The sequence below is a fragment of the Gluconacetobacter takamatsuzukensis genome (genome assembly GCF_014174275.1).
GTDB lineage: Bacteria > Pseudomonadota > Alphaproteobacteria > Acetobacterales > Acetobacteraceae > Gluconacetobacter > Gluconacetobacter takamatsuzukensis.
The window spans coordinates 137,896-163,291 of record NZ_JABEQK010000004.1 but is presented as its reverse complement, the minus strand read 5'-3'; the positions used below and the strand labels follow the sequence as shown (position 1 = coordinate 163,291).

General features: G+C 68.8%; 23 protein-coding genes. 6 read left to right on the top strand and 17 right to left on the bottom strand.

Annotated elements, in window-relative coordinates; genetic code table 11:
- Positions 1-95 precede the first annotated feature (95 nt).
- The 5 genes from ntrX to dusB form a co-directional block, all read right to left on the bottom strand.
- A complete protein-coding gene (gene ntrX / locus HLH27_RS07020; RefSeq protein WP_182949014.1) occupies positions 96-1,487 on the bottom strand; it encodes a nitrogen assimilation response regulator NtrX in 1,392 nt (463 codons plus the stop codon).
- Positions 1,477-3,693 carry a sensor histidine kinase NtrY-like gene (locus HLH27_RS07015; RefSeq protein ID WP_182949013.1) on the bottom strand — a complete coding sequence of 739 codons (2,217 nt, stop codon included), beginning with the start codon at positions 3,691-3,693 and terminating at the stop codon, positions 1,477-1,479. The genes ntrX and HLH27_RS07015 overlap by 11 nt, the downstream gene beginning before the upstream one ends.
- Positions 3,694-3,787: 94 nt before the next feature.
- Positions 3,788-5,236 carry a nitrogen regulation protein NR(I) gene (ntrC, locus tag HLH27_RS07010; RefSeq protein ID WP_182949011.1) on the bottom strand — a complete coding sequence of 483 codons (1,449 nt, stop codon included), beginning with the start codon at positions 5,234-5,236 and terminating at the stop codon, positions 3,788-3,790.
- Positions 5,237-5,326: 90 nt separating this feature from the next.
- Positions 5,327-6,448: a two-component system sensor histidine kinase NtrB gene (locus HLH27_RS07005; RefSeq protein ID WP_408870811.1), complete on the bottom strand. Its 1,122-nt coding sequence runs from the start codon at positions 6,446-6,448 to the stop codon at positions 5,327-5,329.
- A complete protein-coding gene (gene dusB / locus HLH27_RS07000; RefSeq protein WP_182949290.1) occupies positions 6,448-7,509 on the bottom strand; it encodes a tRNA dihydrouridine synthase DusB in 1,062 nt (353 codons plus the stop codon). The genes HLH27_RS07005 and dusB overlap by 1 nt, the downstream gene beginning before the upstream one ends.
- A 229-nt stretch (positions 7,510-7,738) precedes the next feature.
- Here dusB and ispF point away from each other — a divergent pair, with 229 nt between their 5' ends.
- Positions 7,739-8,893: a 2-C-methyl-D-erythritol 2,4-cyclodiphosphate synthase gene (ispF, locus tag HLH27_RS06995; protein WP_182949009.1), complete on the top strand. Its 1,155-nt coding sequence runs from the start codon at positions 7,739-7,741 to the stop codon at positions 8,891-8,893.
- Between the two features lie 203 nt (positions 8,894-9,096).
- Here the strand turns inward: ispF and HLH27_RS06990 are convergent, their stop codons facing one another.
- The 8 genes from HLH27_RS06990 to HLH27_RS06955 form a co-directional block, all read right to left on the bottom strand.
- Positions 9,097-9,309 carry a hypothetical protein gene (locus tag HLH27_RS06990; RefSeq protein WP_182949008.1) on the bottom strand — a complete coding sequence of 71 codons (213 nt, stop codon included), beginning with the start codon at positions 9,307-9,309 and terminating at the stop codon, positions 9,097-9,099.
- 133 nt (positions 9,310-9,442) lie between these two features.
- Entirely contained in the window at positions 9,443-10,186 is a 744-nt protein-coding gene (locus HLH27_RS06985; RefSeq protein WP_246375589.1) for an ATP12 family chaperone protein, read from the bottom strand.
- A gap of 17 nt (positions 10,187-10,203) precedes the next feature.
- Entirely contained in the window at positions 10,204-12,648 is a 2,445-nt protein-coding gene (locus tag HLH27_RS06980; protein ID WP_338029858.1) for an AsmA family protein, read from the bottom strand.
- A 3-nt stretch (positions 12,649-12,651) separates the two neighbouring features.
- Entirely contained in the window at positions 12,652-13,629 is a 978-nt protein-coding gene (locus HLH27_RS06975) for an RluA family pseudouridine synthase (RefSeq protein ID WP_182949006.1), read from the bottom strand.
- Entirely contained in the window at positions 13,626-14,978 is a 1,353-nt protein-coding gene (locus HLH27_RS06970) for a replication-associated recombination protein A (RefSeq protein ID WP_182949286.1), read from the bottom strand. The genes HLH27_RS06975 and HLH27_RS06970 overlap by 4 nt, the downstream gene beginning before the upstream one ends.
- A gap of 131 nt (positions 14,979-15,109) precedes the next feature.
- A complete protein-coding gene (locus HLH27_RS06965; protein ID WP_182949005.1) occupies positions 15,110-15,385 on the bottom strand; it encodes a hypothetical protein in 276 nt (91 codons plus the stop codon).
- A complete protein-coding gene (locus HLH27_RS06960) occupies positions 15,382-16,839 on the bottom strand; it encodes a PepSY-associated TM helix domain-containing protein (RefSeq protein ID WP_182949004.1) in 1,458 nt (485 codons plus the stop codon). Before HLH27_RS06960 ends, HLH27_RS06965 begins: the two co-directional genes overlap by 4 nt.
- The gene (locus HLH27_RS06955) at positions 16,839-17,126 is read right to left on the bottom strand and encodes a hypothetical protein (RefSeq protein ID WP_182949003.1); all 288 of its coding nucleotides are present in this window, start codon (positions 17,124-17,126) and stop codon (positions 16,839-16,841) included. The genes HLH27_RS06960 and HLH27_RS06955 overlap by 1 nt, the downstream gene beginning before the upstream one ends.
- Positions 17,127-17,315: 189 nt before the next feature.
- Here HLH27_RS06955 and HLH27_RS06950 point away from each other — a divergent pair, with 189 nt between their 5' ends.
- Together HLH27_RS06950 and sodC are read left to right on the top strand one after the other, a co-directional pair.
- A complete protein-coding gene (locus tag HLH27_RS06950; protein WP_408870810.1) occupies positions 17,316-19,553 on the top strand; it encodes a TonB-dependent receptor in 2,238 nt (745 codons plus the stop codon).
- Positions 19,554-19,714: 161 nt separating this feature from the next.
- Complete coding sequence (gene sodC, locus HLH27_RS06945) at positions 19,715-20,254, top strand: superoxide dismutase[Cu-Zn] (RefSeq protein ID WP_182949002.1); 540 nt, start codon at positions 19,715-19,717, stop codon at positions 20,252-20,254.
- Positions 20,255-20,302: 48 nt separating this feature from the next.
- Here the strand turns inward: sodC and HLH27_RS06940 are convergent, their stop codons facing one another.
- The 3 genes from HLH27_RS06940 to fzlA all read right to left on the bottom strand — a co-directional run bounded on the left by HLH27_RS06940 (position 20,303) and on the right by fzlA (position 22,479).
- A complete protein-coding gene (locus HLH27_RS06940; protein WP_182948999.1) occupies positions 20,303-20,533 on the bottom strand; it encodes a hypothetical protein in 231 nt (76 codons plus the stop codon).
- Positions 20,534-20,616: 83 nt separating this feature from the next.
- Positions 20,617-21,807 carry a BaiN/RdsA family NAD(P)/FAD-dependent oxidoreductase gene (locus HLH27_RS06935; RefSeq protein ID WP_338029857.1) on the bottom strand — a complete coding sequence of 397 codons (1,191 nt, stop codon included), beginning with the start codon at positions 21,805-21,807 and terminating at the stop codon, positions 20,617-20,619.
- 3 nt (positions 21,808-21,810) lie between these two features.
- Complete coding sequence (gene fzlA / locus HLH27_RS06930) at positions 21,811-22,479, bottom strand: FtsZ-binding protein FzlA (RefSeq protein WP_182949280.1); 669 nt, start codon at positions 22,477-22,479, stop codon at positions 21,811-21,813.
- A gap of 156 nt (positions 22,480-22,635) precedes the next feature.
- On the opposite strand from fzlA, the gene minC reads away from it, so the two are divergent.
- The 3 genes from minC (at position 22,636) to minE (ending at position 24,547) form a co-directional block, all read left to right on the top strand.
- Positions 22,636-23,358 (top strand): septum site-determining protein MinC, encoded by a 723-nt coding sequence (minC, locus tag HLH27_RS06925; RefSeq protein WP_182949278.1) that lies wholly within the window; start codon positions 22,636-22,638, stop codon positions 23,356-23,358.
- A gap of 104 nt (positions 23,359-23,462) precedes the next feature.
- Complete coding sequence (gene minD / locus HLH27_RS06920) at positions 23,463-24,278, top strand: septum site-determining protein MinD (RefSeq protein WP_182948997.1); 816 nt, start codon at positions 23,463-23,465, stop codon at positions 24,276-24,278.
- Positions 24,275-24,547, top strand: a complete 273-nt coding sequence (gene minE / locus HLH27_RS06915) for a cell division topological specificity factor MinE (protein WP_182948996.1) — start codon at positions 24,275-24,277, stop codon at positions 24,545-24,547. Before minD ends, minE begins: the two co-directional genes overlap by 4 nt.
- Before the next feature lie 42 nt (positions 24,548-24,589).
- Here minE and HLH27_RS06910 read toward each other — a convergent pair whose 3' ends face one another.
- Positions 24,590-25,393 (bottom strand): GntR family transcriptional regulator, encoded by an 804-nt coding sequence (locus HLH27_RS06910; RefSeq protein ID WP_246375585.1) that lies wholly within the window; start codon positions 25,391-25,393, stop codon positions 24,590-24,592.
- Between the last annotated feature and the right edge of the window lie 3 nt (positions 25,394-25,396).

The following is a 25,396-nucleotide window of genomic DNA, read 5'->3' as shown; positions in this document are numbered from 1 at the left end:
CTGTAGGCGAGGACGAACGCCAACCAAGCCGCTCCGTTCCCCGCCAATAATACGGTTGGCCCTCTCTAGCAGGCCCTTTCCCGAGGGGCAAAACCTCATCCTGCCCCCCGCTCGTCCGAGGTCACGCCCAACTGCTTCAGCTTGCGGTGCAGCGCGCTGCGCTCCATGCCCACAAAGCCCGCGGTGCGGCTGATATTGCCGCCGAATCGCAGCAGCTGCGCCTGCAGGTACTGGGTTTCGAACAGGTCGCGCGCCTCGCGCAGCGGCAGGCCCATCACGTCGGCGGCGGGGTCGAACTTCAGCAGCGTCGGCGCCCCCTGCCCGACCGAAGGCGGCAGCATCTCGGCGCGGATCGGGTCGGTGCCGTTCCCCGGCATCATGATCAGCAGCCGCTCCATCAGGTTGCGCAGCTCGCGCGAATTGCCGGGCCAGTCATAGCTCTGCAAGGCCGCGATGGCATCGCCCGACAGGTCGCGCAACGGCAGGCCGGCATTTTCCGCCGCCCGGTGCAGGAACATCCGCGCCAGGCCCGGAATATCCTCGCGCCGCTCCCGCAGGCTTGGCACCCGCAGCGGCACCACCGCCAGCCGGTAATACAGGTCCTCGCGGAACCGCCCGGCCGCGATCGCTTCCTGCAGGTCCCGATTGGTCGCCGCCAGAACGCGGACATCGACCTTCACCCGCGTCGCCCCGCCCAGCCGCTCGAAACTCTGGTCCTGCAACGCCCGGACGATCTTGCCCTGGGTCTCGATCGGCATGTCCGCCACTTCGTCCAGCAGCAGCGTGCCCCCGTGGGCGCGCTCCAGCACCCCCGTACGCCGCCCGCTGCCATCGGCAGTGCCCTCGATGCCGAACAGCTCTTCCTCGAACCGGCCGGGTGCCAGGGTGGCGCAGTTCAGGGCGACGAACGGCCCTTCTGCCCGGCGCGACCGGGCATGGATCATCCGCGCCGCGACTTCCTTGCCCGCGCCGGCGGCGCCCGAAATCAGCACCCGCGACCCGCTGGGGGCCACGCGCTCGATCTGGTTGCGCACGGCGGCAATGGCCGGGCTGTCGCCGAACAGCATGGCCTCCGGCCCCGCCCGCAGGCGCAGCTCGGCATTCTCCCGCGCCAGGCGCGACGCCTCCAGCGCACGGCGGACAACCAGCAGCAGCCGGTCGGACTGGAAGGGCTTCTCGATAAAATCGTAGGCACCGTGCTGCAGCGCGGCGACGGCCGTCTCGATGGTGCCATGGCCGGAAATCATGATGGTCGGAACGCCCGGCTCCTCGCCCTGGATCGCCTGCAGGATACCCAGCCCGTCCAGGCGCGATCCCTGCAGCCAGACATCGAGGATGACCAGCGACGGCCTGCGCGCCCTGAACGCGCTGATCGCCGAATCCGAATCTCCCGCCAGCCGGGTCTCGTAGCCCTCGTCCCGAAGAATGCCTTCGATCAGCAGCCGGATATCCGGTTCGTCATCAACAATCAGGATTTCATGCGCCATGCTCGTCCTTTACTGGCAGTATCAAGACAGAAACAGCTCCCCGTCCGTCTGGCCTGTCTTCCAGACGGATGCTTCCCCCGTGATCTTCCAGAATTTTCTTGACGATCGCCAGCCCAAGCCCGGTTCCCTTCGGCTTGTGGGTCACATAGGGCTCGGTCAGCCGACGCCTGTCTTCCTCAGGCAGACCGATCCCATCGTCGACGACCGCGATGTGGGCGGCCGCCCCTTCGATACGCAAGACAATCCGGACAGTGCCGACCGGTCCGGCCGGGCGATCGGCAGCATCACCATCTTTCGGAAGCATTGCAATGGCATCGGCGGCATTTTGTAACAAATTGGTCAAAGCCTGCCCGACCAGCCGCCGGTCGCACGAAACGATGGGCCCGTGGTCGGGCAGATCGGTATCGTAACGGATCTCGGGATGCGCGTTGCGTTGCAGGATCAGCGCCTCGCGCACGATTCGCGACAGGTCCTCGGGCCGGATGATCGGCTGCGGCATCCGCGCGAACGCCGAGAATTCGTCCACCATGCGCCCGATATCGCCCACATGGCGCACGATCGTATCCACGCACTGGCTGAACGTCTCGGGGTCCGAGGTGATCTCCCGCAGGAAGCGCCGCTTCAGCCGCTCCGCCGCCAGCTGGATCGGGGTCAGCGGGTTCTTGATCTCATGCGCGATCCGCCGCGCGATATCGGCCCACGCCGCCTTGCGCTGGGCGGCCTGCAAGGCCGTGATATCGTCGAACGTCACCACATACCGGTCGGGCGCCCCCCCGGTGGTCTCCCCCCCGATCCGGACCAGCAGCGTGCAGGCCTTGGTCCCCGATCCCACATGGATCTCGCCCGTCCACACCCGGTCGGGCGCGCTGGCCGCCTCGGTCAGCATCGGGCCGAACTCGGGCACGACATCGACCAGCCGCTGCCCGACATTGGCCGGCAGGTCCTGTTGCAGCAGCACCCCCGCCGCCCGATTCGGCAGCTCGATCACCTGCTGCGCATCCAGCCCGATCACGCCCGCCGATACGCCCGACAGCACCGCCTCGGTAAACCGCCGGCGCTCGTTGATCTGGCCATAGGCGATCATCAGCTCCGACCGCTGGCTGGAAAGCTGGTCGGTCATGCGGTTGAACGCGCGCGACAGGCTCGACACCTCGTCGTCCCGCTCCCCCTCCGGCACCCGCACCTTCAGGTCGCCGTCGCTGATGCGCTCCGACGCCAGGATCAGCAGCCCCAGCGGCCGCACGATCTGGTTCGCCAGCACCAGCCCCACCAGCACGGCGGCAAACAGCACCAGCAGCCCCACCAGCGCGAAGATCAGCACGAAGGTAAACTGGATCTTGGAGCGGTTGCGGTTCAGCCGCTGATAATCCGCCACCACCATCTCGGTCTTGTGCATATGCTCCAGGATCGCGGGATCGACCGGCCGGGTGATGACGAGCATCAGCGCCGGCGTATCGCCCAGCGAAATCACCGCCCGCACCGTCTTCTCGTCCGGCGAATCGAGAATCGCGATCTCGTTGGTCCGCGCCATCATGGTGGCCGAGGGCGGCGGCAGCGCCTGCATGTCTCCCGGCCGGCTCATCAGCCCACCCTTGGCGACCACGGTGTTGGTCAGCGGGTCGTAGATCACCGCTTCGTTCAGCCCGCGCAGGGTCGCCTGCGAATCCAGCACCTGGTCCAGCGCGTCCGGGTCGTGCATCAGGTCCGACCCGGACCCTTCCAGGCTGTTCGCCGCCCCGGCCAGGTAATTGGCCAGCGAGAACGCCTCGGTCCGGATATTGGCGTTATGTTCCTGCAGATACCCGCGCGAGGCCTGCAACGCCTCGTTCAGCGCCGTGTTGACCCGGTCGCTGAACCAGATCTGGATGCCGTAATGGAAGAAGATCGCGGCAAAGGTGCCCACCACCACCGTCGGCGCCACCGCGACGATGCCGAACAGCGTGACAAGCCGCACATGCAGCCGCGCCCCCGCCAGCCCGCTGCGCCGGTCGGCCATGACCCGCCCCAGCCGCTCCGCCAGCGCCAGCGCCAGCAGCAGCAGCACCAGGAAGTTCAGGATAAAGATCAGGGCCTGGACGCGCGGATAATGCGTCACCGACATGCCGCCCGACAACACGACAAAGGTCGCGACGCCGAAGCACAGTGCCAGCGCCACCAGCGCAATGGCGACATTGCGCCGCGCCAGCAGCCCGAACAGCCCGCGCATCAACCCCATTCCCGACGCCAGGCGCCGGATATCGAAACCGTGCCCGGGGGTCAGCACCCGATTGTCGCCCGACGCATGCAAACACTCATGGAACTCAGCTTACGCCGCGTACGACTGGAATTTCCAGATCCCGTATCTTCTTGCGCAGGGTATTGCGGTTCAGCCCCAGCATCGCCGCGGCCTTGATCTGGTTGCCCCGGGTCGCGGCCAGCGTCATCTGGATCAGCGGCCGCTCCACCTCCGCGATCACCCGGTCGTAGATATCGTGCAGCGGCATGCCGTCCTGCCCCGCCGCGAGAAAATGCCGGATATGCCGGGCCACGGCATCGGCCAGCGGCTCCTTGGCCAGGATCTCCGGCGCCTCGGCGTCCTGGTCGTGCGCCGTCTCCGCCAGTTCCTGGTCGATCAGGTCCGCCGTGATCGTCTCCTGCGGATACAGGGCCGCCAGACGCCGCATCAGGTTTTCCAGCTCGCGCACGTTGCCCGGCCAGCGGCTGGCCTGCAGCCGCTCCAGCGCACCGTCGGCCAGCAGCTTGGGCGGCAGCCCGTCCTCGCGGCACCGGTCCAGGAAATGCCGCGCCAGCAGTGGAATATCCTCCACCCGCTCGCGCAGCGGCGGCAGGCGGATCGGCACCACGTTCAGGCGATAGAACAGATCCTCGCGAAACGTCCCGTTGCGGATCGACTGGCGCAGGTCGCGATGCGTGGCCGCCACGATCCGCACATTAGCCCGGATCGGCTGCCGCCCGCCCACGGTCGTGAATTCCCCTTCCTGCAACACGCGCAGCAGGCGGGTCTGGGCCTCGGGCGGCATGTCGCCGATCTCGTCCAGAAACAGCGTGCCGCCCGCCGCCTGCTCGAAACGGCCGGGATTGCGGCTGGTCGCCCCGGTAAAGGCCCCCCGCTCATGCCCGAACAGCTCGCTCTCGATCAGCTCGCGCGGAATCGCGGCCATGTTGACGGCCACGAACGGCCCGCCCCGCCGCCGCCCGTAATCATGCAGCGCACGGGCCACCAGTTCCTTGCCGGTGCCGCTTTCGCCGTTGATCATCACCGTCAGGTCCGACGTCGTCAGCCGCGCGATGATGCGATAGATGTCCTGCATGGCCATCGACCGGCCGATCAGCGGCATCCGCTCCTCGGATTCGGGCGCCACCGGCTCGGCCAGCGTGCGGGCCGGCGAGGCCAGGGCCCGCTCCACCACCGCCAGCAATTCCTTCAGGTCGAACGGCTTGGGCAGATATTCGAACGCCCCGCGCTGGGTTGCCTTCACCGCCGTCATCAGCGTCGATTGCGCGCTCATGACCAGCACCCGCATGTCCGGCCGCGCCCGCTTGATGCGCGGGATCAGGTCCAGCCCGTTCTCGTCGGGCATCACCACGTCGGTAATGACCAGGTCGCCCTCGCCTTCCTCGATCCACTGCCACAGGGTCGCGGCGCTGGCGGTGGTGCGCACCTGGTAGCCGGCGCGCCCCAGCGCCTGGCTGAGAACGGTGCGGATGGAACGGTCGTCATCGGCAACAAGGATGGTCGGAAGGGGCATACGAAATCCGGTCTCTCACTCGAAACGGGCAGCAGGAAACAAAACGAAATTGAAACGGAACAAAAAAAGACGACCGCGCGGCGCCGCGGGTCAGGGGTGCAGCCGCCCCTCCGCCACCACGGGCAGATGCAGCAGGACCTCGGTCCGGCCCGGACGGCTGTTGACCTCGATCACACCGCCATGATCGCCGATGATCTTGCCCGCCAGCGCCAGGCCCAGGCCGCTTCCCCCGGCCTTGGTGGTCAGGAAGGGCTCGAACAGATGGGGCCGGATGCTTTCGGGAATGCCCGGCCCGTTATCGCGCACCGAGACCACCAGCGGCAGCTCGACCCGCTGCTCCATCCCCGGCACCGCCAGGCGCACGCCATGGCGATAGGCGGTGCCGAGCGTGATCTCGCCCGCCCGTCCCTCGCCGGCAATGGCCTCGGCGGCATTCTTCACCAGGTTCAGCAGCACCTGCACCAGCTGGTCGCGATTGCCCCAGACCGGCGGCAGCGACGGGTCGTATTCCTCGACAAAGCGGATATCGGCGGCAAAGCCCTGCTGCGCCAGCAGGCGCACGTGCTCCAGCACCCGGTGGATGTTCACCGCCCGCCGCTCCAGCGGCTTGTCGCTGAAGATCTCCATCCGGTCGACCAGATCGCGGATCCGGTCGGCCTCGTCGCGGATCAGCACCGCCAGTTCCCGGTCGCTCTCGCAGACCGAGCCCTCCAGCAGCTGCGCGGCCCCCCTGATGCCCGAGAGCGGATTCTTGACCTCATGCGCCAGGATCGCGGCCATGCCCGAAACACTGCGCGCGGCAGAGCGGAATGTCAGCTGCCGGTCCAGCGCCCGCGCCGCCGACGAATCGTGAAAGGTCAGCAGCACCCCGTCCGGATGCTCGGCCACCAGCGTCCCCTGCACCGTGATGCCACTGCGATGCAGCCGGGGCCCGTCCAGGGTCAGCTCATGTTCCGCGATCGTCACGCCGTCGCGCCGCACCTGCTCCACCAGCAGAAAGATCGGATGGTCCGCCGCCAGCACGTCGGAGAGATGCATCTGCACCAGATGCTGGCTGGACATGCCGAAGAACGGCTCGGCCGCGCTGTTGACGTGGCGGATGCGGTTGCTCTTCCCCACCAGCATCACCGGCAGGGGCATGGCGTCCAGCAGCGACGCGCCGTCCGGCCGCGGCAGTTCGTCGGATGCCAGGTCGGCTTGCATGATGGGCATCAGGCCGCCTGCGCGGCGTCCTGGCCGCCCGACGCACTGCCCCGGCGCTCGCGGCGCGAACCGGCGGCAATCTGCCGGTCATAGAATTCGCCGATCATCGCAATCGCCACCGCCGCATCGTCCACCCGGTTGATCGCGGCGCGGAATCCCGCCGAATCCGGCAGCCCGGCCGAGTACCAGGATACATGCTTGCGGGCCAGGCGCAGGCCCGGATGCGCGCCGAAATGCGACAGCATCATGTCGTAATGCTCCAGCACGATCGCCTTTTCCGCCGCCAGCTCCGGGTCGGGCACCTCCTCGCCGGTCGTCAGCGCATGGCCCACCTGCGCCAGGAACCACGGCCGCCCATAGCAGCCGCGCCCGATCATCACCCCGTCGGCGCCCGACTGCGCCAGCGCCTGCCGGGCATCGTCCACCGTCAGGATATCGCCATTGACGATCACCGGCAGCGACACCGCTTCCTTCACCGTGCGGACGAAGGCCCAGTCGGCGGTACCGGTATAGAATTGCTGCCGCGTGCGGCCATGCACCGTCACCATGCGAATGCCCGCCTGCTCGGCCATCCGGGCCAGCACCGGGGCATTCAGGTTGGCATGGTCCCAGCCCATGCGCATCTTCAGCGTCACCGGCACGTCCACCGCCCGCACCACGGCCTCCAGCAGCCGGCCCGCCAGCGCCTCATCGCGCATCAGCGCCGATCCCGCCTGCTGGCCCACGGCAACTTTCTTGACCGGACAGCCAAAATTGATGTCGACCATGTTGGCGCCACGATCGACGGCAATCCGCGCCGCCTGGGCCATCGCCTCCGGCTCGCACCCCGCAAGCTGCACCGCGTTCGGCCCGTCCTCGTCCGCGACCTCGGCCATGCGCAGCGTCGCCTGGTTCTCGCGCACCATGGCCCACGACGCGATCATCTCGGACACCACCAGGCCCGCGCCCAGACGGCGCGCCAGGCGGCGAAACGGCAGGTCGGTCACGCCCGACATCGGGGCGAGAATGACCGGGGTGCGCAGCACCACGCCCCTCCCCAGATCGACTGGACGCAACAATTCGGACGACATGGACGGCACGACCCCCATCTGGGCTGACAAATCCTGCTTCGTCCCATGGCGCTGCGCCGACGTGGACGAATTTCCAGCATGGATGCTCAGGATTTAAGCAGAATATCGAATTCGCGAGCATCACGCAATCGCGATAGCAGCCCCCCGGCACCGAAGACGGGCAGCGAATGCCCGAAACAAATACGCGCGGGCGCTTGACGACGCGGGGCGTCCGCCGCATTGCTCCGCCATGCGTGTTGCAGCCATTCTTCTTGCCGCGGGCGTGGGCCGACGTTTCAGCGCCACGACGGCATCGCCTGTCGCCAAGCAGTATCTGACGCTCGGCGGCCGGCCCATCATTCGCCATGCGGCGGATGCCCTCATTCCCCATGTGGACCTGCTCCAGCCGGTCGGCGACACCGCCGCGCTGGCCGAAGCCCTGCACGGGCTGGACACCCTCCCGCCCGTCGCCGGCGGCGCCACCCGGCAGGAAAGCGTGCGCGCGGGGCTGGAGGCGCTGGACCGCCTGCCCCCGTCCCAGCGGCCCGACCTGGTGCTGGTCCATGACGGCGCCCGCCCCTACGTCCCCGCCGAGGTCACGCAGGGCGTCATCGCGGCGCTGGCCACCCATCCCGGCGCGATCCCGGCCGTGCGGGTGGCCGACACGCTCAAGCGCGGGCATGACGGCGTGATCGCGGCCACCGTCCCGCGCGACGATCTCTATCGCGCCCAGACCCCCCAGGGCTTCCGCTTCGCGCTGCTGCGCGACCTCCATCGCGGTGCCGCCGCCCTCGACGCCACCGACGACGCCGCCCTGCTGGAAACGGCGGGCCACGCGGTCGCGCTGGTTCCCGGTTCGGAAGACAATATCAAGCTGACCTACGAGGAAGATCTGATGCGCCTGGAACGGCTGATCGGTCCGACATTGCTGCCGCGCACCGGCATCGGGTACGACGTACACGCCTTCGCCGAAAACCGGCCGCTGATCATCTGCGGCATCACGGTGCCCCATGATCGCGGCCTCGCCGGCCATTCCGACGCCGACGTGGGCATCCATGCCCTGTGCGACGCGATCTACGGCGCCCTGGCCGAAGGCGATATCGGCCGCCACTTCCCCCCCAGCCAGAACGAATGGAAAGACGCCGACAGCGCCCGCTTCCTCGTCCATGCCGGCCAGCGCATCCGCGACCGGGGCGGCATGCTGGTCAACGCCGACGTCACGCTGATCTGCGAACGCCCCAAGATCGGCCCGCATTCCGAAGCCATGCGCCAGCGCCTGGCCGACCTGCTGGAAGTCGGCATCGACCGCATCTCGGTCAAGGCCACCACCTCCGAACGCCTGGGCTTCACCGGCCGCGAGGAAGGCATTGCCTGCACCGCCAGCGCCACCGTCCTCGTCCCCTAGACCCTGCCCGGAAATGCGGGCTGGCGGCGATCCGGCGCGCATTTCCTCCGCTCCGATGCTCACGGCCGTCAAGGCCGCTCCGCTTCGGTGCTCGGAAACACACGCCGGCCGCGGCCCTATGGGCCGCTCTCGCTCGCCAGCCCGCATTTCCGGGCAGGGTCTACCTTTTTCAGACCCAACGGTTTGTTTTTGTCACGGACAGATCAGCCGTCGATCGCCATGATCACGACGACGACGGGTACGACGGCCAGCAGCACCCATGCACCCATGGCACAGGTCGCGACCCACTGCGCGATGCGCTGCCTCATCCGGCGCGACGACACAGGACGATCGACCGGGCCATTCGGGGCCAGATCCATCTCGTGCCCGGCAATACCCGGCATTTCCGAAAGCGGCCGCCAGTCGATCAAGGCCATGCGATCACTCCTGAGTCGTCGTGTGTCCATTCCTTCTACCGCGAAGCTCTGTAACAGAGTGTTTGGCTCGGTGTCGGAACGCAAACCGGAAGATGCCGACACTTTATGGCGGTTCCGTGACCGCGCCCCACCCTCACGAATCGGCGCGTAACAGTCCCAGAAACGCCGCCGCATCAACGACATCCAGCCCCAGCATCTCCAGGCGCCCGGCCTGCTCGGCATCGTGCCCCCACAGTTCCATCTGCGTCCGTTCGTCCAGCGTCGCGCACGCAATCGCCTGTTCCGCCGTCAGCCGGCCATCCGCCAGCGCCAGACCCAGCACCAGACTGCCCAGCGCCGGCACGGCGACACCCAGCGCCGCCAGCACCCCGTCGGGCAGCGCCTCCAGCACGGCCCGCAGCCCTGCCAGCGCGCCGGCGGGCTGGTCGACCGGCATCACCCCGTCCGTGGTCCGCAAGGCAACCCCATACCGGGCCCCCAGCCAGCCCAGCCACGGGTCCCATTCCTGCTGCTGGCGCTCGACCAGCAGCGCGGGATAGCGCACCCGGTAACACAGCAGTTCGTGGCGGGCGTATCCCAGCAGCCCATCGATGACGGCCGCCCGGTCAGGCGCGATCCGCTCCAGCATCGTACCCGCAATCCGCGTCAGCCTCAGTTCCGAAGGCGTGAAATCGCCCCCCTTCTGCCCATCCGCCGCGCCCTGCCACTCCGCCGCCAAAGCCTCGGCCAGCGCACGACTGCCGACACGCAGCACCGTCCCGCCCGGCAGCCGCACCGGCCGCCCATCCAGCCGCACCGAAAACCCGTCCGCCTCCGGCACCACCTCGGCACGATCCCAGAACCGGCGACGCGCGCCCGGGGCAGAAGGCCGAGGCATCACAGGCTTGCCGTCACTCATCGAAACAACCCCAACCCGCGCAGCACATCCATCACCTTCGGCCCCTTGCCCTTGGGCGCGGCATCCGGCGCCGGCCCCGGCTGCTCCTCGCGCGCGGCCTTCAGCGTATCGGGGCACGAATCGGCGCTCCCCGGAGGCCCGATGGTCAGCATGAAGCGATGCCCCGGCCCCGCCGGCTCCGGGCGCGGCTGCGGCGCCAGCAGCGTACCCGCCACCATGATCGGCATCGAGGCCCCCGTCCCCCCGATCAGCAATTGCGGCATCAGGTGCAGGTCCAGATCCTGCCGCGCCAGGCCGATGGTACCGTGGCCCGTGACCGTCAGCCGAAAGGTCTGCAACCCGATCGTATCCAGCGCCGCACGCCCGTCGCCCAGCGTCATGTGCACGCCCAGGCAGCGCAGCGCGACCGAAGTCCCCCGCGTGGCGGCGGCGGCATCCGGCCCCAGCAGGCGGCCCAGCGTATTGCCGTCGATCTGTCCCTTGACCATCGACAGGCCCACATGGCCGCCCAGGCCCGCGCGCAGCGCGGCCCGATCGCTCCCTTCGGTCTGCACGCTGCCGACCAGTTGCAGACTGCCGCGCAGCATCGGCGCCATGTCGAAGGCCTTGGCCAGCCACTCGGCCGGCAGGACCAGCGTATGCACATCGGCCGACACACGCGGCACTGGGCCCGACGCATCGACCGACAATTTGCCGTCCAGGCTGCGCCCGGATCCGTCGGCATGCAGCGGATCGATCGTCAGCCTGCCCCCGCGCAACACCAGATGGGCCGCCGCCGTGTGGTAATCCTCGCCATACAACCGCATCTGGTCGGCCGTCAGGTCCAGGTCCCCCTCCGCCTGCCGCAGACGCTCGAAGGGCAACGGCGCCGCATCCGCCGAATCCCCCCCCGACGAAGGCGAAGGCGCCGGCGCGGCCCCGGCCGGCGCGCCATCGACGGCGCGCAGCGCATCGATATCCAGCCGGCTGGCATGAATCCGCCCGTTCAGCAGCGGAACGCCATCCGTCCCCCCGTGCCGGAGAAAGGACAGTTCCCCATCCAGACTGGTCTGGGTGGAGGCCAGTTGCAGGCCGCTCAGCCTGACATCGCCCCCGTTCCGCACCTCCAGATGCGCATCGGCGGTCAGGTGGTCCAGCACCACCTCGCCGGGCAGCGCCAGCCGGCCGGCCGTCAGATGAGTATCCAGGGCCGATTGTCCGCCCCCGACCGTTCCCCCCACATGCAGCGACCCACCGGCCGCATCCAGCACCAGGTCCAGCGGCATCGGGCTGCCCAGATCGCTGCGCACCGCCGCCAGCGTCTCGGCGGGCGTGCCCACGGTGCCATGCAGCGCAAACGGCCGCCCGGCATATTGGCCGGCGGTCTCGATCGCCACATGATCGGCGGGCGTGGGCGCATCGACCGCCAGATGATCCAGCGTCAGCCCGCCCGCCAGCGGCAGGCCGTCGATGGCTCCGGTGCGCAGCCGCACCTGCCGCAGGCCGGGCATCGGCGCGTCGCCCCTCCCGAGCTCGACCACACGGGTCGTCAGGTCGATCTCGTGGATGTCGGGCAGGTTCGCATGCACGAACAGCCGGTTCAGGTCCGTCAGTTGCCCGATCGTCGCATGCACCCCGACATCATACCCACGCAGCCGCGCGGGGTCGGCAAGGCTGCCCTCCAGCGTGGCACTGCCCGCCTCCCGCCCATCCACCCGCAAGGCGGCTTGCAGGCGCACCGGCCATGCCGAAGGCGCCGGCATGAAGATCGGGCCGAACTGCCCCGACACCGTGACGACGGCCAGCGGATCGCCCAGCCGGTTCCCCTGCGCGGCGATGGAAGGCGCGGAACCCGTCAGCCCGGACAAGTCCAGCCGGCTCAGCGTCACCGCCCCGCTGGCATGCCCCCGCCGATCGTCCCAGCGCAGCGCGGCATCCCGCACGCGCACACTGCCGATCCGGATTCGCCAGCGGGTCGCGGGCGCCGATACCCCACCCGGCGGCCGGTCGGATTCGGCGGGCGGCTGCACCTGCCAGTTCGCACGCCCGTCCGCCAGCCGCTCGACCAGCAGGTCGGGATGGGTCAGGCGCACATCCTCCAGCCGGATCTCGTGCCGCAACAGCGGCAGCAGGGCCAGCCGCGCCTCCAGCCCCGTAGCCGTCAGCATGTCCGGCCGCGCCCCGTCCGCCATGTCCGACAGGGCCAGATCCCGGATCGAGACCGAGGGATAGGGCAGGATATGCACCTGTATCGCCCCCACCCGCAGCACGCGGCCGGTCTGGTGCCACACCGCGGCCACCGCCTGCTCGCGCAACCCGGCACGATCGATCAGCGCCCGCGCGGCCAGCATGCCGCCAGCCCCCAGCACCACCATTCCGGCAACAGGCACCAGCAGCCACAGCCCCGCCCGCCGTTTCGGTCGCGGCGGCTGGGGCTTGCCTTCCCATACGACCGGCAGCACGGCTCAGACCCGCCGCGCAGCCGGCGTGGCGCCAGCGGTAAAGCCAAGCTGCCGGAAGGTCTCGCGCATATGGGGCGGCAGTTCGGCCGACACCTGCAAGCGCCCGCCCGCCGGATGCGGCAGGTCCAGCGACCGCGCATGCAGGTGCAGCCGGTCGACGAACCCCTCCGGATGCGCGGCATCGCCGCCATATTTCGGATCGCCCAGGATCGGCGTCCCCAGCGCCTCGCAATGCACGCGCAGCTGGTGCGTCCGCCCCGTCAGCGGCGACAGCGCCAGCCAGGACAGGCGGCGCCCGGCGGCATCCAGAACCTCGTATTCCGACAGCGCGTGGGCCGCATCCTCGTCCTTGCGCGACGCCACCACGGTCAGCGCGCCCGGCCCCACCCCCAGCCGCGCCAGCGGCTGGTCGATCACGCCGCTGGCCGGCGTGGGCCGGCCGACCACGACCGCCCAGTAGGTCTTGCGCACATCGCGTCCACGAAAGGCGGCCGCCAGCTTCGCCGCCACGCCGGGCGTGCGCGCCAGCAGCAGCAGGCCCGACGTATCCCGGTCGATCCGGTGCACCAGGCGGGGGCGCGGATCGTCGTCATTCTCCTTCAGCGCATCCAGCATGCCGTCGACATGATGCACGATGCCCGGCCCGCCCTGCACCGCCAGCCCGGCGGGCTTGTTCAGGACAATGACCTGCGCATCGCTGTACAGCACCATGCCGCGGATCTCGCGCACCAGCCGGTCGTCCAGCACCGGCCGGGGCGGCGGGGCAGGCCGCGCGGCGGCAGGGATCGGCGGCACGCGCACCGCCTGCCCGGGCACAAGCCGGGTCGAGGTATCGGCACGCTTGCCATCCACCCGCACCTGCCCGGTGCGGCACAGTTTCTGCAAGGCCCCCTGGGTCAGGTGGGGATAATGGCGGCGAAACCAGCGGTCGAGGCGGATATCGGCTTCGTCATCGCTGACGGTCAGGGTCACTACACTCATGACTGACGGCTTTCCCGCAGTCTGGCCCACCTGTCCAGCCGTCGCGCGATCTCGGCCTCGAATCCGCGCCCGCTCGGCCGATACAGCGATTCGCGCCGCATGCCGTCGGGGAAGTAGTTCTGGCCGGAAAATCCTTCCTCCGCATCATGGTCGTATTCATATCCCTTGCCGTAGCCGAGATCTTTCATCAGCCCGGTCGGCGCGTTCAGGATATGGGCCGGCGGCATCAGGCTCCCGGTCGCCTTCGCCAGCCGCCGCGCCGCCTTGTAGGCGCTGTAGACGGCATTCGATTTCGGCGCGGTGCCCAGATGAACGACCAGTTGCGCCAGCGCCAGCTCCCCCTCGGGCGAGCCGAGTCGCTCATAGGTCTCCCACGCCGCCACGGCCAGCGGCAGCGCCTGCGGATCGGCCATGCCCACATCCTCGGCCGCGAACCGCGTCAGCCGCCGCGCGATAAAGCGCGGGTCCTCGCCCCCTTCCAGCATGCGCGCAAACCAGTACAGCGCCGCATTGGGGTCGGAGCCGCGCAGCGATTTATGCAGCGCCGAGATCAGGTTGTAATGTTCCTCGCGATCCTTGTCGTACAACATCGCACGCCGCGCCAGCAGGCTGGAAAGCCCCTGCCCATCCAGCGGCCGGTCGTCGGGCAGTGCCAGAACCTGCTCGACCATGTTCAGCAGATACCGCCCGTCCCCGTCGGCCATCGCCCGCAGGGTCGCCCGCCCGTCCGGCGTCAGCGGCAACGGCCGCCCCCGCTCGGCCTCGGCCCGGCACAGCAGCCGCTCCAGCGCCTCGTCGTCCAGCCGGCGCAACACCATCACCTGGCAGCGCGACAGCAGCGCGCCGTTCAGCGCGAAGGACGGGTTTTCCGTCGTCGCCCCCACCAGCACCACCGTCCCATCTTCGACCACGGGCAGGAATCCGTCCTGCTGGGCGCGGTTGAAGCGATGGATCTCATCCACGAACAGCAGCGTCCCCTGCCCGGCGGCCGCCCGCTGCCGCGCCTCCTCGAACACCCGCTTCAGATCCGCAACGCCCGAGAAAACGGCCGAAATCTGCACGAAACGCAGCCCCGCCGCATCGGCCAGCAGGCGGGCGATGGTCGTCTTGCCCACCCCCGGCCCGCCCCACAGGATCAGGCTGGCCAGCGTCCCCCGGTCCAGCATGCGCCGCAACGCGCCCTCCGGCCCCAGAAGATGATCCTGCCCCACCACCTCGTCCAGCGATGCCGGGCGCAGCCGGTCGGCCAGCGGCTGGGTACGCGCCGGCGCCGCACGCCCGCGACGCGCCTCCACGGGCGGCCCACCAAACAGATCCCCGCTTTCCAGCCCATCCCGCCTGCCTGCCATGCCGCCCCGCCCGTCCCGCATCCCGTCCGCGCCGCCATCCGCCGGCCCCATGACCACGCGTCCGATATCACGGCCACGGACAGAAATGGGGCCGCCACGCGGCAAATGCCATACCAACCCACCGATACGGGTCAGCACCCACCCCGCCGATACACCGCCACCGCCGCCAGCGCGCCACCGGCCAGCAGCCCACCGACCGAAAACGTGCCCACCCAGACCAGGATCGCAAGCGGCATGTCCAACCGCGCAGACACCGCCAGCGCCACCAGCGGCAGACCCAGCCGCATCACCCGCAGCATGCCCCGACGCCCGTCCCCGACATGCAGAAGCCGCCGGATTTTCGGCTGAAGCAACCCGTGCCCCAGCAGCGCCAGCCCCCAGCAGACCAGCGAGGCCAGGACGATCATCGCGCCCGCACCATCATGCGCTGCCCCCACAGGGCCAGCAGCCCGAACCCCAGCGCGCAGGCATCCACCCCCAGATAGAGATCCCAATGCAGCCTCACCCCCGTCCCAGAGCGTGACACGATATCGAGAAACGGCAACGCACAGCCCAGCACCGCAATCCCGCAAGCCTGCTCCCGCCACCCATGGCGGACAGCCCCGCGAAAGCAGCGCAGGGCGGCATGCACCAGCGCCCCCAGCCACAGCAGAAAGAAGATGCGCGTCTCCAGCTCCGCCCGATGCGCTAGGTCCGCCGGCAGCAGCCGATTGCCCCACAGGAACCCCAGCGCCGCAAGCGGCAGGCCCAGCGTGACCGCCAGCGCCAGCGTCTCCGCCAGGCCGAGCATGACCCCGCCGCCCTGCCCCCGCCGATGCTTCATGAGAAAGAGCACCAGCCCCGCCGACATCATCATGCTGCCGACGACACCCCCCACGAAATACAGCCAGCGAAGCCCCGGCGTCCCCCAGCGGATGAAATGCAGCCCCCGCATGGCGCCATCCAGCCGCCGCATCCCATGCCCGACGCGCGTCACCCCCACCAGCTTGCCATCGACGGCCGAGAAATCGGCATGGTCCCGCGTCATCGCAAAATCCGCCGCATCCGCCCTGTAGAAGGAGACCGTGCCGCTGCCGAACATCACGAAGCCGATCCGCCCCCGCCCGAAAATCTCCTCCGCCTGCGCGAAGATCGGGGCCAACGGCGCATAGGCCCCCCCATCGCGCCGCTCCCCGCCACCGGCCCGGCTCGCCGCCTTGGCGGCATGGCCGGCCCCGATCATCGGGAACAGCCGGGGCGCGTGGATGACGGCCCCCGTATAGGCCATCATGGTGACGAACGGCAGCAGTAGCACCCCCGCCATGATATGCGCGTCCAGCCACGCCCGCCCGGGCGCCGCGAAGGGCCGGAACAGCAGCAGGTCAGGCACGAGGTTCCGCCAGTGGATGATCACGCCCGAAATCACGGCGACGATCAGCCCGATGCCTGCGGCTTCCGTCATCAGATTACCCCAGACCGGCCCGCGATACAGCGACTGGTGCAGGTCGAAGAACAATTGCCCGCCCTCCGTCGCACGGCTCTTCACCTCGACCCCGTCGCGCGGGTCCAGCACCGGCCCGACGAACGCATGCCCGTCATAATGGAGAATCCGCAGCACCGGGTCGCGCGCCGACGGCAGGTTCAGGAACACGATCTGCCCCTTCTCGCGCAGCGCCCACACCTGCGCGCCCGCATGGTCCAGCGCCTGGCCGGTCATGGCGGCGGCAGGCAGCGCCGCCAGTTCCGGCTGCATCCAGCGCGTGATCTCGGTATCGAACAGCGCAAGCGTGCCACCGGTAAACGCCACCACCAGAACCAGCCCGCCGACAAAGCCGACCCAGGCATGCAGCCACCCCATCCGGGTCCGCAGGACATCGCGCATCAGAACAGGGTCGGATGCGGCAACGCCACGGCAAGCATCGCAAGGACCGACGGCCCCGTCCCACGCCCCGGCAGCGCAAACAGCGCGACGATCAGCAGCGGCAACCCACCGACCACGATGCTCTGGGCCAGACTCGCATCGAGTCGCCCCGAGGAGCCGGACATGAAAAAGAGGAATCCCACCGCGCAGAGATAGGCGCAGCCCACCCCCACCACGAAGCGGCCGAGCCACCGCTTCCAGAGTCCCCCCGTCGCGGACCGCGCTTTTCCGGTGAATTTAAGAGTCATTCGCATGTGTCTTTCGGGCAACATCGCTGTGGAGAATATCACGAAGACCGCTTCATGACCCACACCGTATTGCGACCCGTTCTCATTCGCGCGTATGTGTCCCCTCCTTTCAAGGCTTGTCCATTGAGGCCGCTCGTGCACGCTCGTTCCATTCTCGGTTCCCTCCGCCGCACCGCGGCCTGCTCAACGATGCTGATGCTGTCGGTGTCCATGCCCGCCCTCGCATCGGCCCAGGACCAGGCGCCGATCGCGGCCGGCGGCCGAAAGCCGGCCAAAATCGCCCCTACTTCCACACCGGCGCCCCATCCGGCCGCCAGCCCGGCGACCGCCACGGCGGCCGCGCCCGCCACGCCCGCGACCGGCGCGCCCCCGACCGACGAGCAGATCGTCGTGCAGGCCAAGCGCCGCAACCAGATGGAAGTCATCTCCGGCGGCCAGCTCGGCGCGCTCGGCACCAAGAAGGGGCTGGACGTGCCCTTCAACGTCCGCAGCTACACCTCGGCGCTGATCCTGAACCAGCAGTCGCAGACGCTCGGCCAGGTGCTGGAGAACGATCCATCGGTGCGCACCACCTACGGCTACGGCAATTTCTCCGAGCAGTTCGTGATTCGCGGCTTCCCCGTCTATGGCGACGACGTGTCGATCAACGGTCTGTACGGCATCGTGCCGCGCCAGCTCGTCTCGCCGCAGCTCTACGACCAGGTGCAGGTGCTCAACGGCGCCAGCGCCTTCCTCAACGGCGCGGCCCCCGGCGGCTCCTCGATCGGCGGCAACATCAACCTGATGTTCAAGCACGCCGACGACACCCCGGTCACACGCCTTACCGGCGATTACGAAAGTGCCGGCATGGGCGGCGGCAATATCGATGTCGGCCGCCGTTTCGGCGCCGACAACCAGTTCGGCATCCGTATCAACGTCGCGGGCAAGAGCGGCCAGACCGCAATCGACTTGGAACGCCGCCATTCGGTCGCCGTCGGCGGCGGCTTCGACTGGCGCAGCCGCGACGGCGCAACGCGCGTGACGCTGGACATGGATTACGAAAACCAGGGCGTCGAACAGGGCCGCCCCGGCGTACTGCTGGGCTCGGGTCTGACGAACGTCCCGCGCGCCCCCTCTCCCTCCAGCAATTACGGCCAGCCCTGGACCTATACCGAGCTGAACTACATTTTCGGCATGCTCAACGTGGAGCATGATTTCTCCAAGCACCTGACGGCCTACGCGGCCTTCGGCGGCCTAGGCGGCAACGAGAAGGGGAATTATTCGACCCTGACCGTCACCAACGCCGCGACAGGCGCCGCCAATGCCGGCTCGATGTACGTCCCCTACGTGCAGACCAACGAGAGCACGCGCGCCGGCATCCGGGCACATTTCACCACCGGCCCGCTGAAGCACGAGATCAACGCCGGCGGCTCCGGCCTGTGGTCCGAAAAGGACACGGCCTACGCCTTCTCGCTGACGTCGCTGGCCTCCAACCTCTACCGGCCGACCTTCTACCGGCAGTCGGCGCCCGAGACCTTCGTGGGCGGCAACGTCAACAATCCCCAGAAGGACGGGTACACCCGCCTCTACAGCCTGTTCTTCTCCGACACCGTCTCCGCGTTCGACGACCGCGTGGCCCTGACGGCCGGCTTCCGGTACCAGAACATGCTGGTGAACGATTACGGCTACGGAAACTACTTCACCCGCTACAATCAGGATGCCTTCACCCCCGTCGTCGGGCTGGTGGTGCACCCCACCCGCCAGACGTCCATCTATTTCAACCGGATCGAGGGTCTGGCCCAGGGGCCGCAGGCCAGCGGCAATGTCATCAATCTCGGGCAGACCTTCCCGCCCTACCAGACGGTCCAGTACGAAATCGGCGCGAAATACGATATCGGGCGCTTCAGCACCTCCCTCGCCTTCTACCAGATCGCCCAGCCCAATGCCTACGCGGTGCCCTACGGCAATGGCGGGCAGTCCATCTTTTCCGTCGACGGCCAGCAGCGCAATCGCGGCATCGAATGGTCGGTCAACGGCGAGATCACGAAGGGCCTGCGCTTCAACGGCGGCACGGCGATCATCGACGCGAACCAGCGGCGGACCTCGGGCGGAATGTATGACGGCAACCGCGCCATCGGCGTGCCGGGCTACACCATCAACGCCAACCTCGAATACGACCTGCCGTTCCTCAAGGGCGGCACGCTGACCGGCCAGGCCATCCGCACCGGCCACCAGTGGGCCGACAACGCCAACACCCTGCGGGTTCCGGGCTGGACGCGCTTCGACCTCGGCGCCCGCTACACGTTCCTGGTCGACCACAAGGCCCTGACCGCCCGATTCGGCGTCGAGAACCTGGCCAATACACGCTACTGGGCCTCGGCCTTCGGCGGCTTCCTGCTGCAAGGCATGCCCCGGACGTTCAAATTCTCGATCACGGCGGACCTGTAACCCCGCACGCCCCCCGCCCCGGGGCGGGACGACGTCACGTTTCGGTCAATGCGCCCGATCGCGACAACCCGCCCCGGACCCGGCGCGCGAATGATGCTAGGTTTTCAGGATATTGCGCGACCCGGCCCACGCCGGGCCGCACGAAACGCGAGGAGACAATGATGGCACATTCCTGCAGGAACCGGCTGGCGGCACTCGGCCTGGGGCTGCTCACCCTTCCGGGGTCCGCCCTGGCGGCCGACCGGCTGACGGGCGACCTCAAGGGCACCGACGGCGCCTCCCACGGCACGGTCGAGGTCACGGAAGCCCCCAAGGGCGTGATCCTGCGCATCGCCGCAACGGGCCTCGCGCCCGGCTGGCACGGCGTGCATTTCCACGAGAAAGGCAATTGCGCCCCGCCCGCGTTCAAGAGCGCCGGCGGCCATGTCCACGCGCATGATGTCGCAAAGCCGGTGCACGGCCTGCTGAACGCGAATGCCGACGATGCCGGCGACCTGCCGAACATCCATGTCGGCCCCGACGGCACCGCGACGGTCGAACTGTATTCGACCCTGGTCTCCTTCAAGGGCGATGGCGGCCGCCCCGCCCTGCTCGACGCCGACGGCGCATCGCTGGTCATCCACGCCAGGCCGGACGACTACCAGACCCAGCCCATCGGCGGCGCCGGCGACCGCGCCGCCTGCGCGGTCCTGGCCCAATAAACCCAACGCATGCGGGGAGGCGAGCGGCCCCCTCCTCCCCGCACGCTCCTAATGCACGTTCCCGTAAGACGGCGCCCCCAGCCCGGGGCATGAGCATGCCGCCCCCAGCGGCACCTGCATCGGCAGATGGCAGCTATAGACCCCGGCCTTGCAGAGATACCCATACCCGGCAATCGGCGTCCCCGGCGGCGGCGGATAGGCCTCCGCCACCCCCTGGCAGCCGGCCAGGGCAACTAGCCCGGCCAGCACCAGCCCGCGCGCAATGCGATCGATCGCCATTCCACCCTCCCGTTCAAACAGGCACACAGCCTGAACGCACAGCCTGAAACGGCCGTCGGGACCGGGTGGTTGCGCCGCCCGCGCTACCCTTTCCCGGCGATGGCACATCCCGCCGCATGGCCGCTGGCCCAGGCCCACTGGAAATTATAGCCCCCCAGCCAGCCGGTCACATCCACCGCCTCGCCCACCGCATACAGGCCCGGCACCGCCGCGGCCTCCATGGTCCGCGACGACAGGTTGCGGGTATCGATGCCGCCGCGCGTCACCTCGGCCTTGGCAAACCCCTCGCTGCCCGACGGCATCAGGCTCCAGCCGGCCAGCACCTGCCCCAGCCGGTTCAGCACGGCGTCGGCAACATCGCCCACCGGCCGTTCCGGCAGATGCCGCGCCGCCAGCGCCTGGGCAAAACGCTGCGGCAGCAGACCGGCCAGCATCGTCCGCCCCTCCACCCGTGGCCGCTGGCGCTTCGCCTCGCGCAGCACCGCCCCGGCATCGCAGCCGGGCAGCAGGTTCAGGCTGATCGCCCGCCCCGGCTCCCAATAGGACGAAATCTGCAGGATCGCCGGGCCGGACAGGCCGCGATGGGTAAACAGCATCGATTCGCGAAACCGCGCCCCGCCGCATTGGGCCAGCACCTCCAGCGAAACGCCGGCCAGCTCGCGCGTCCAGCCATCGGCCACCGCATCCAGCGTCAGCGGCACCAGGGCCGGCGCCGTGGGCGTCACGCGCAGCCCGAACTGGCGCGCCAGCGCATGCGACAGCCCGCTCGCCCCCATGCGCGGAATCGACAGCCCCCCGGTCGCCAGCACCAGCGACGGCGCGCGAAAGACCCCGCGATCGGTCTCGACCGTAAACCCCTCGCCGCCCGAAACATTCACGATCCGGTGCGACAGGCGGATATCCACGCCCCCCGCCGCGCATTCCGCCAGCAGCATGGCCACCACCTGCCGCGCCGATCCGTCGCAGAACAATTGCCCCAGCGTCTTCTCGTGCCACGCAATGCCATGCCGGCCGATCATCGCCAGAATGTCGGCGGGACGGAAACGGGCCAGCGCCGATTTGGCGAAATGCGGATTACCGGACAGGAACCGCCCGGCATCCGTATCCAGGTTGGTGAAATTGCAGCGCCCACCGCCCGAAATCAGGATCTTGCGCCCCGCCTCGGCCGCATGGTCCAGCACCACCACCCGCCGCCCGCGCTGGCCGGCCGCCAGCGCCGCCATCAGCCCGGCCGCACCCGCGCCCAGGACGATGGCATCGGTCTCGAACGTCACGGGTCAGAAATCGAGGTCGGCGTAATGATCCGGCGGCACGATCCCCGTCACCCGGTCATTCAGCAGCGGCCGGAAACACGGGCGCGATTTCATGCGGGCATACCAGTCCTTGGCGGCCGGCGCCTTGCTCCAGTCGACATCGTTGATGAAATCGAGGCAGGACAGGTGCGAGGCCGCGGCGAAATCGGCCAGCGACAGGGTCGGCCCCGCCAGCCATTTCCGCGTCTCCGCCAGCCAGTCCAGATAGGACAGATGATAGCGGATATTGGCATAGCCGGCCCGCAGCGCGTTGCCATCCGGGTTCCCGCGCCCGGCGATCCGCTTCATCACCTTCTCATGCAGCAGGTTCTGCGTGACCTCGCTGGCGAATTTCTCGTCGAACCAGGCCACCAGCCGCCGCACCTCCACGCGCTCGGCCAGCGTGCGGCCCAGCAGCGGGGTATCGGGGTAGGCTTCCTCCAGATATTCGCAGATCACCGACGAATTGGGAATCGACAGCCCGTTTTCCTCGACCAGCATGGGCACGGTCCCGGCCGGGTTGACCGACAGATAATCGGGCCGGCGTTCCCACACCCGCTCCATCATCGGTTCGAACGGCAGCCGCTTCTCGCCCAGGACCAGACGAACCTTGCGGCAATAGGGCGATAAAGGAAGATGATAGAGGATACGCATTGTCACACTTTATGCCATCGAATCCCGCCTCGCCAAGGGCCGCCGCATCCCGCGACGGAAATCGCGATCCAGGCCCTCGGATCGCTCGACAGCGCCCCGTTCTCACGGTAGCTGGAACGGGTTCCCTTCCCCGCAACGTGAAGGTCCGTGACGCCCTTGTCCGACGAAACCCGCCCGCTTCCCCGCATCCGCGCCCGTGGCCGCTCCTTCCTGGCGCTGGTGCTCTCCCCCGAGGCCGAACTGGACGACTGGCTGCGCGGGCTGGATGCCCAGATCGCGCGCTCGCCCTCCTTCTTCGTCGGCAAGCCGATCATCCTCGACCTGGGCCTGCTGGCGGGCGACGCCGAAGGCCTGGCGGGCCTCTACCCCGCCCTGCTGGAACGCGGGGTCCGCATCATCGGGATCGAAGGTGCCGACCCCGACTGGCCCGCCTTGGCGGGCTGGGACTGGCCGATGGGGTTCGAGGGCGGCCGCGCCGCCGGCACGGTCGAACTGCCCGATGAAGACGCGGGCGACACGCCGCAGCCCCCCGCCCCGCCGTCGGGCCCGTCATCGGCCCTGATCGTCGAGGGCCCGGTCCGGTCCGGGCAGGCGATCCAGAACCCCGACGGCGACGTGGTCGTCATCGGCTCCGTGGGCTCGGGGGCCGAAATTTCGGCCGGCGGATCGGTCCATGTCTACGGCATCCTGCGCGGGCGGGCGATCGCCGGCATGGGCGGCCAGACCGGGGCACGCATCTTCGCGGCGGGCATGAAGGCGGAACTTCTCGCGATTGACGGCTATTACATGATCGCCGAGGAAATCGACCCGGCCCTGCACGGCCGCTCCGCCCAGGCCATGCTGGAGGACGATACCCTGGTCGTCCGGCCCCTGAACTGACGACACGCCCCGCTTTCCCGTTGCCCTCATCATATTTTCGCCACTAGATTCATATTCAAAGACGACGCCGCAGACCGGCGATCCGGACATAAGGAAATACGCATATGGCCAAGGTGCTGGTTGTCACTTCGGGTAAGGGCGGTGTGGGCAAGACCACATCGACCGCTGCCCTCGGCGCGGCACTGGCCCAGACGGGGAAAAACGTCGTCGTCGTCGATTTCGACGTCGGATTGCGGAACCTGGATCTGGTGATGGGCGCGGAACGCCGCGTGGTGTTCGATCTCATCAACGTCGTGCAGGGCGACGCCAAGCTGGCGCAGGCCCTGATCCGCGACAAGCGGGTGGAAACCCTGTCGATTCTCCCCGCCTCGCAGACCCGCGACAAGGACGCCCTGACCCCCGAGGGCGTCGCGCGCGTCATCGAGGAACTGCGTGAGAAATTCGACTGGGTGATCTGCGACAGCCCCGCCGGCATCGAGCGCGGCGCCCAGCTGGCGATGTACCATGCCGACCAGGCCGTGGTCGTGACCAACCCCGAGGTCTCGTCGGTGCGCGACAGCGACCGCATCATCGGCATGCTCGACAGCACGACCGAGCGCGCCAAGAAGGGCGAGAAGATCGACAAGCACCTGCTGCTGACGCGCTACGATCCGGCGCGCGCCGCACGCGGCGAAATGCTGCGCACCGAAGACGTGCTGGAAATCCTGTCGATTCCCCTGCTGGGCATCATCCCCGAGAGCGAGGAAGTCCTGCGGGCATCGAACCTCGGCATGCCGGTCACGTTGTCCAATCCCACCAGCGCGCCTGCCCGCGCCTATTTCGAGGCGGTACGCCGCCTCGAGGGCGAGACGCTGGACGTCAGCGTGCCGACCGAACGCAAGGGCCTGTTCGACTGGCTGTTCAAACGGAGTGTCGCATGAGCTTCCTGACATCCCTGTTCGGACGCAAGAGTTCAGCCCCCGTCGCCCGCGACCGGTTGCAGATCCTGCTGGCGCACGAGCGCGCGGGCGAGGGCCAGTCGGAACTGATCGCCAAGCTCCAGGAGGAAATCCTGGAGGTCATCAAGCGGCACATCACGGTCGACCAGGACAAGGTCCAGATCAAGATGGATCGCGGCGCCGGCGTCTCGATGCTCGAAATCGACATCGAGGTTCCCGAATCCGCCAAGCCGGCCGCCAAGGCCGGCTGAGGAACGGGTCCGGACCGGCCGCGCCGGCTCCGGACCCTCCCCTTACTCCGCGCTCTCCAGCGGCAGCAGCGGCTCGATCCAGCTCCGGGCATAGTCGGCATCGCGGATCAGCGCCCGGGTGGCGGCCTCCGGATCATGCGCGCGCAATGCCGCGATCAGGTCGTCATGCGGGTGGGGTACGCCGGGCGGCCGCGCGGGCGGCGCGGTACGCGCCAGCGCATAGAGCGGCCCGATCCGCGCCCACAGATTATGCAGGATGTTCGCCGTCAGCGGCAGGCCGGCCATGGTCGCCAGCATGGCATGAAAATCGGCATTCCCCGCCGCCATCATGCCTTCGTCCTGCCGCGCGCAGGCCTGCTGGAACCGCTCGTGCAGCTCCGACAGCGCGTCCAGTTCCTCGGGCGTGGCGCGCAGCGCCGCCGCCTGGATCAGCCGGCTTTCCAGGTCCACGCGCAGCCGATGGATCTCGCGGAAGCTGGCGGGCGTGATCTCGGGCACGACGGCCGTATTGCGGTCGTTCAGGTCCAGCGCCTGTTCCGACACCAGGCGCAGCAGCGCCTCGCGCACCGGCGTGGGGCTCAGCCCCAGCTCGGCGGCCAGCGGGCGCAGCACCAGCCGCTGGCCCACCCGGTAGCGGCTGCGGATCAGGCCGCTGCGAATATATTCGTAGGCATCGGCACTCAGGGCCCGCCTGCCGCCCTCCACCGCCGCGCGGGCAGGCCGGCCCGGCCCGGCGCCCTGGCTCTCCTTCTCTCCGGCCGGCGCGCCGCTCTCCCGTCCGCCAGGCAATGCCGCTACGCGCAGCATGATGTCCTGTCCATTCCCGTCGGTACGATAGTTCGTCATCTC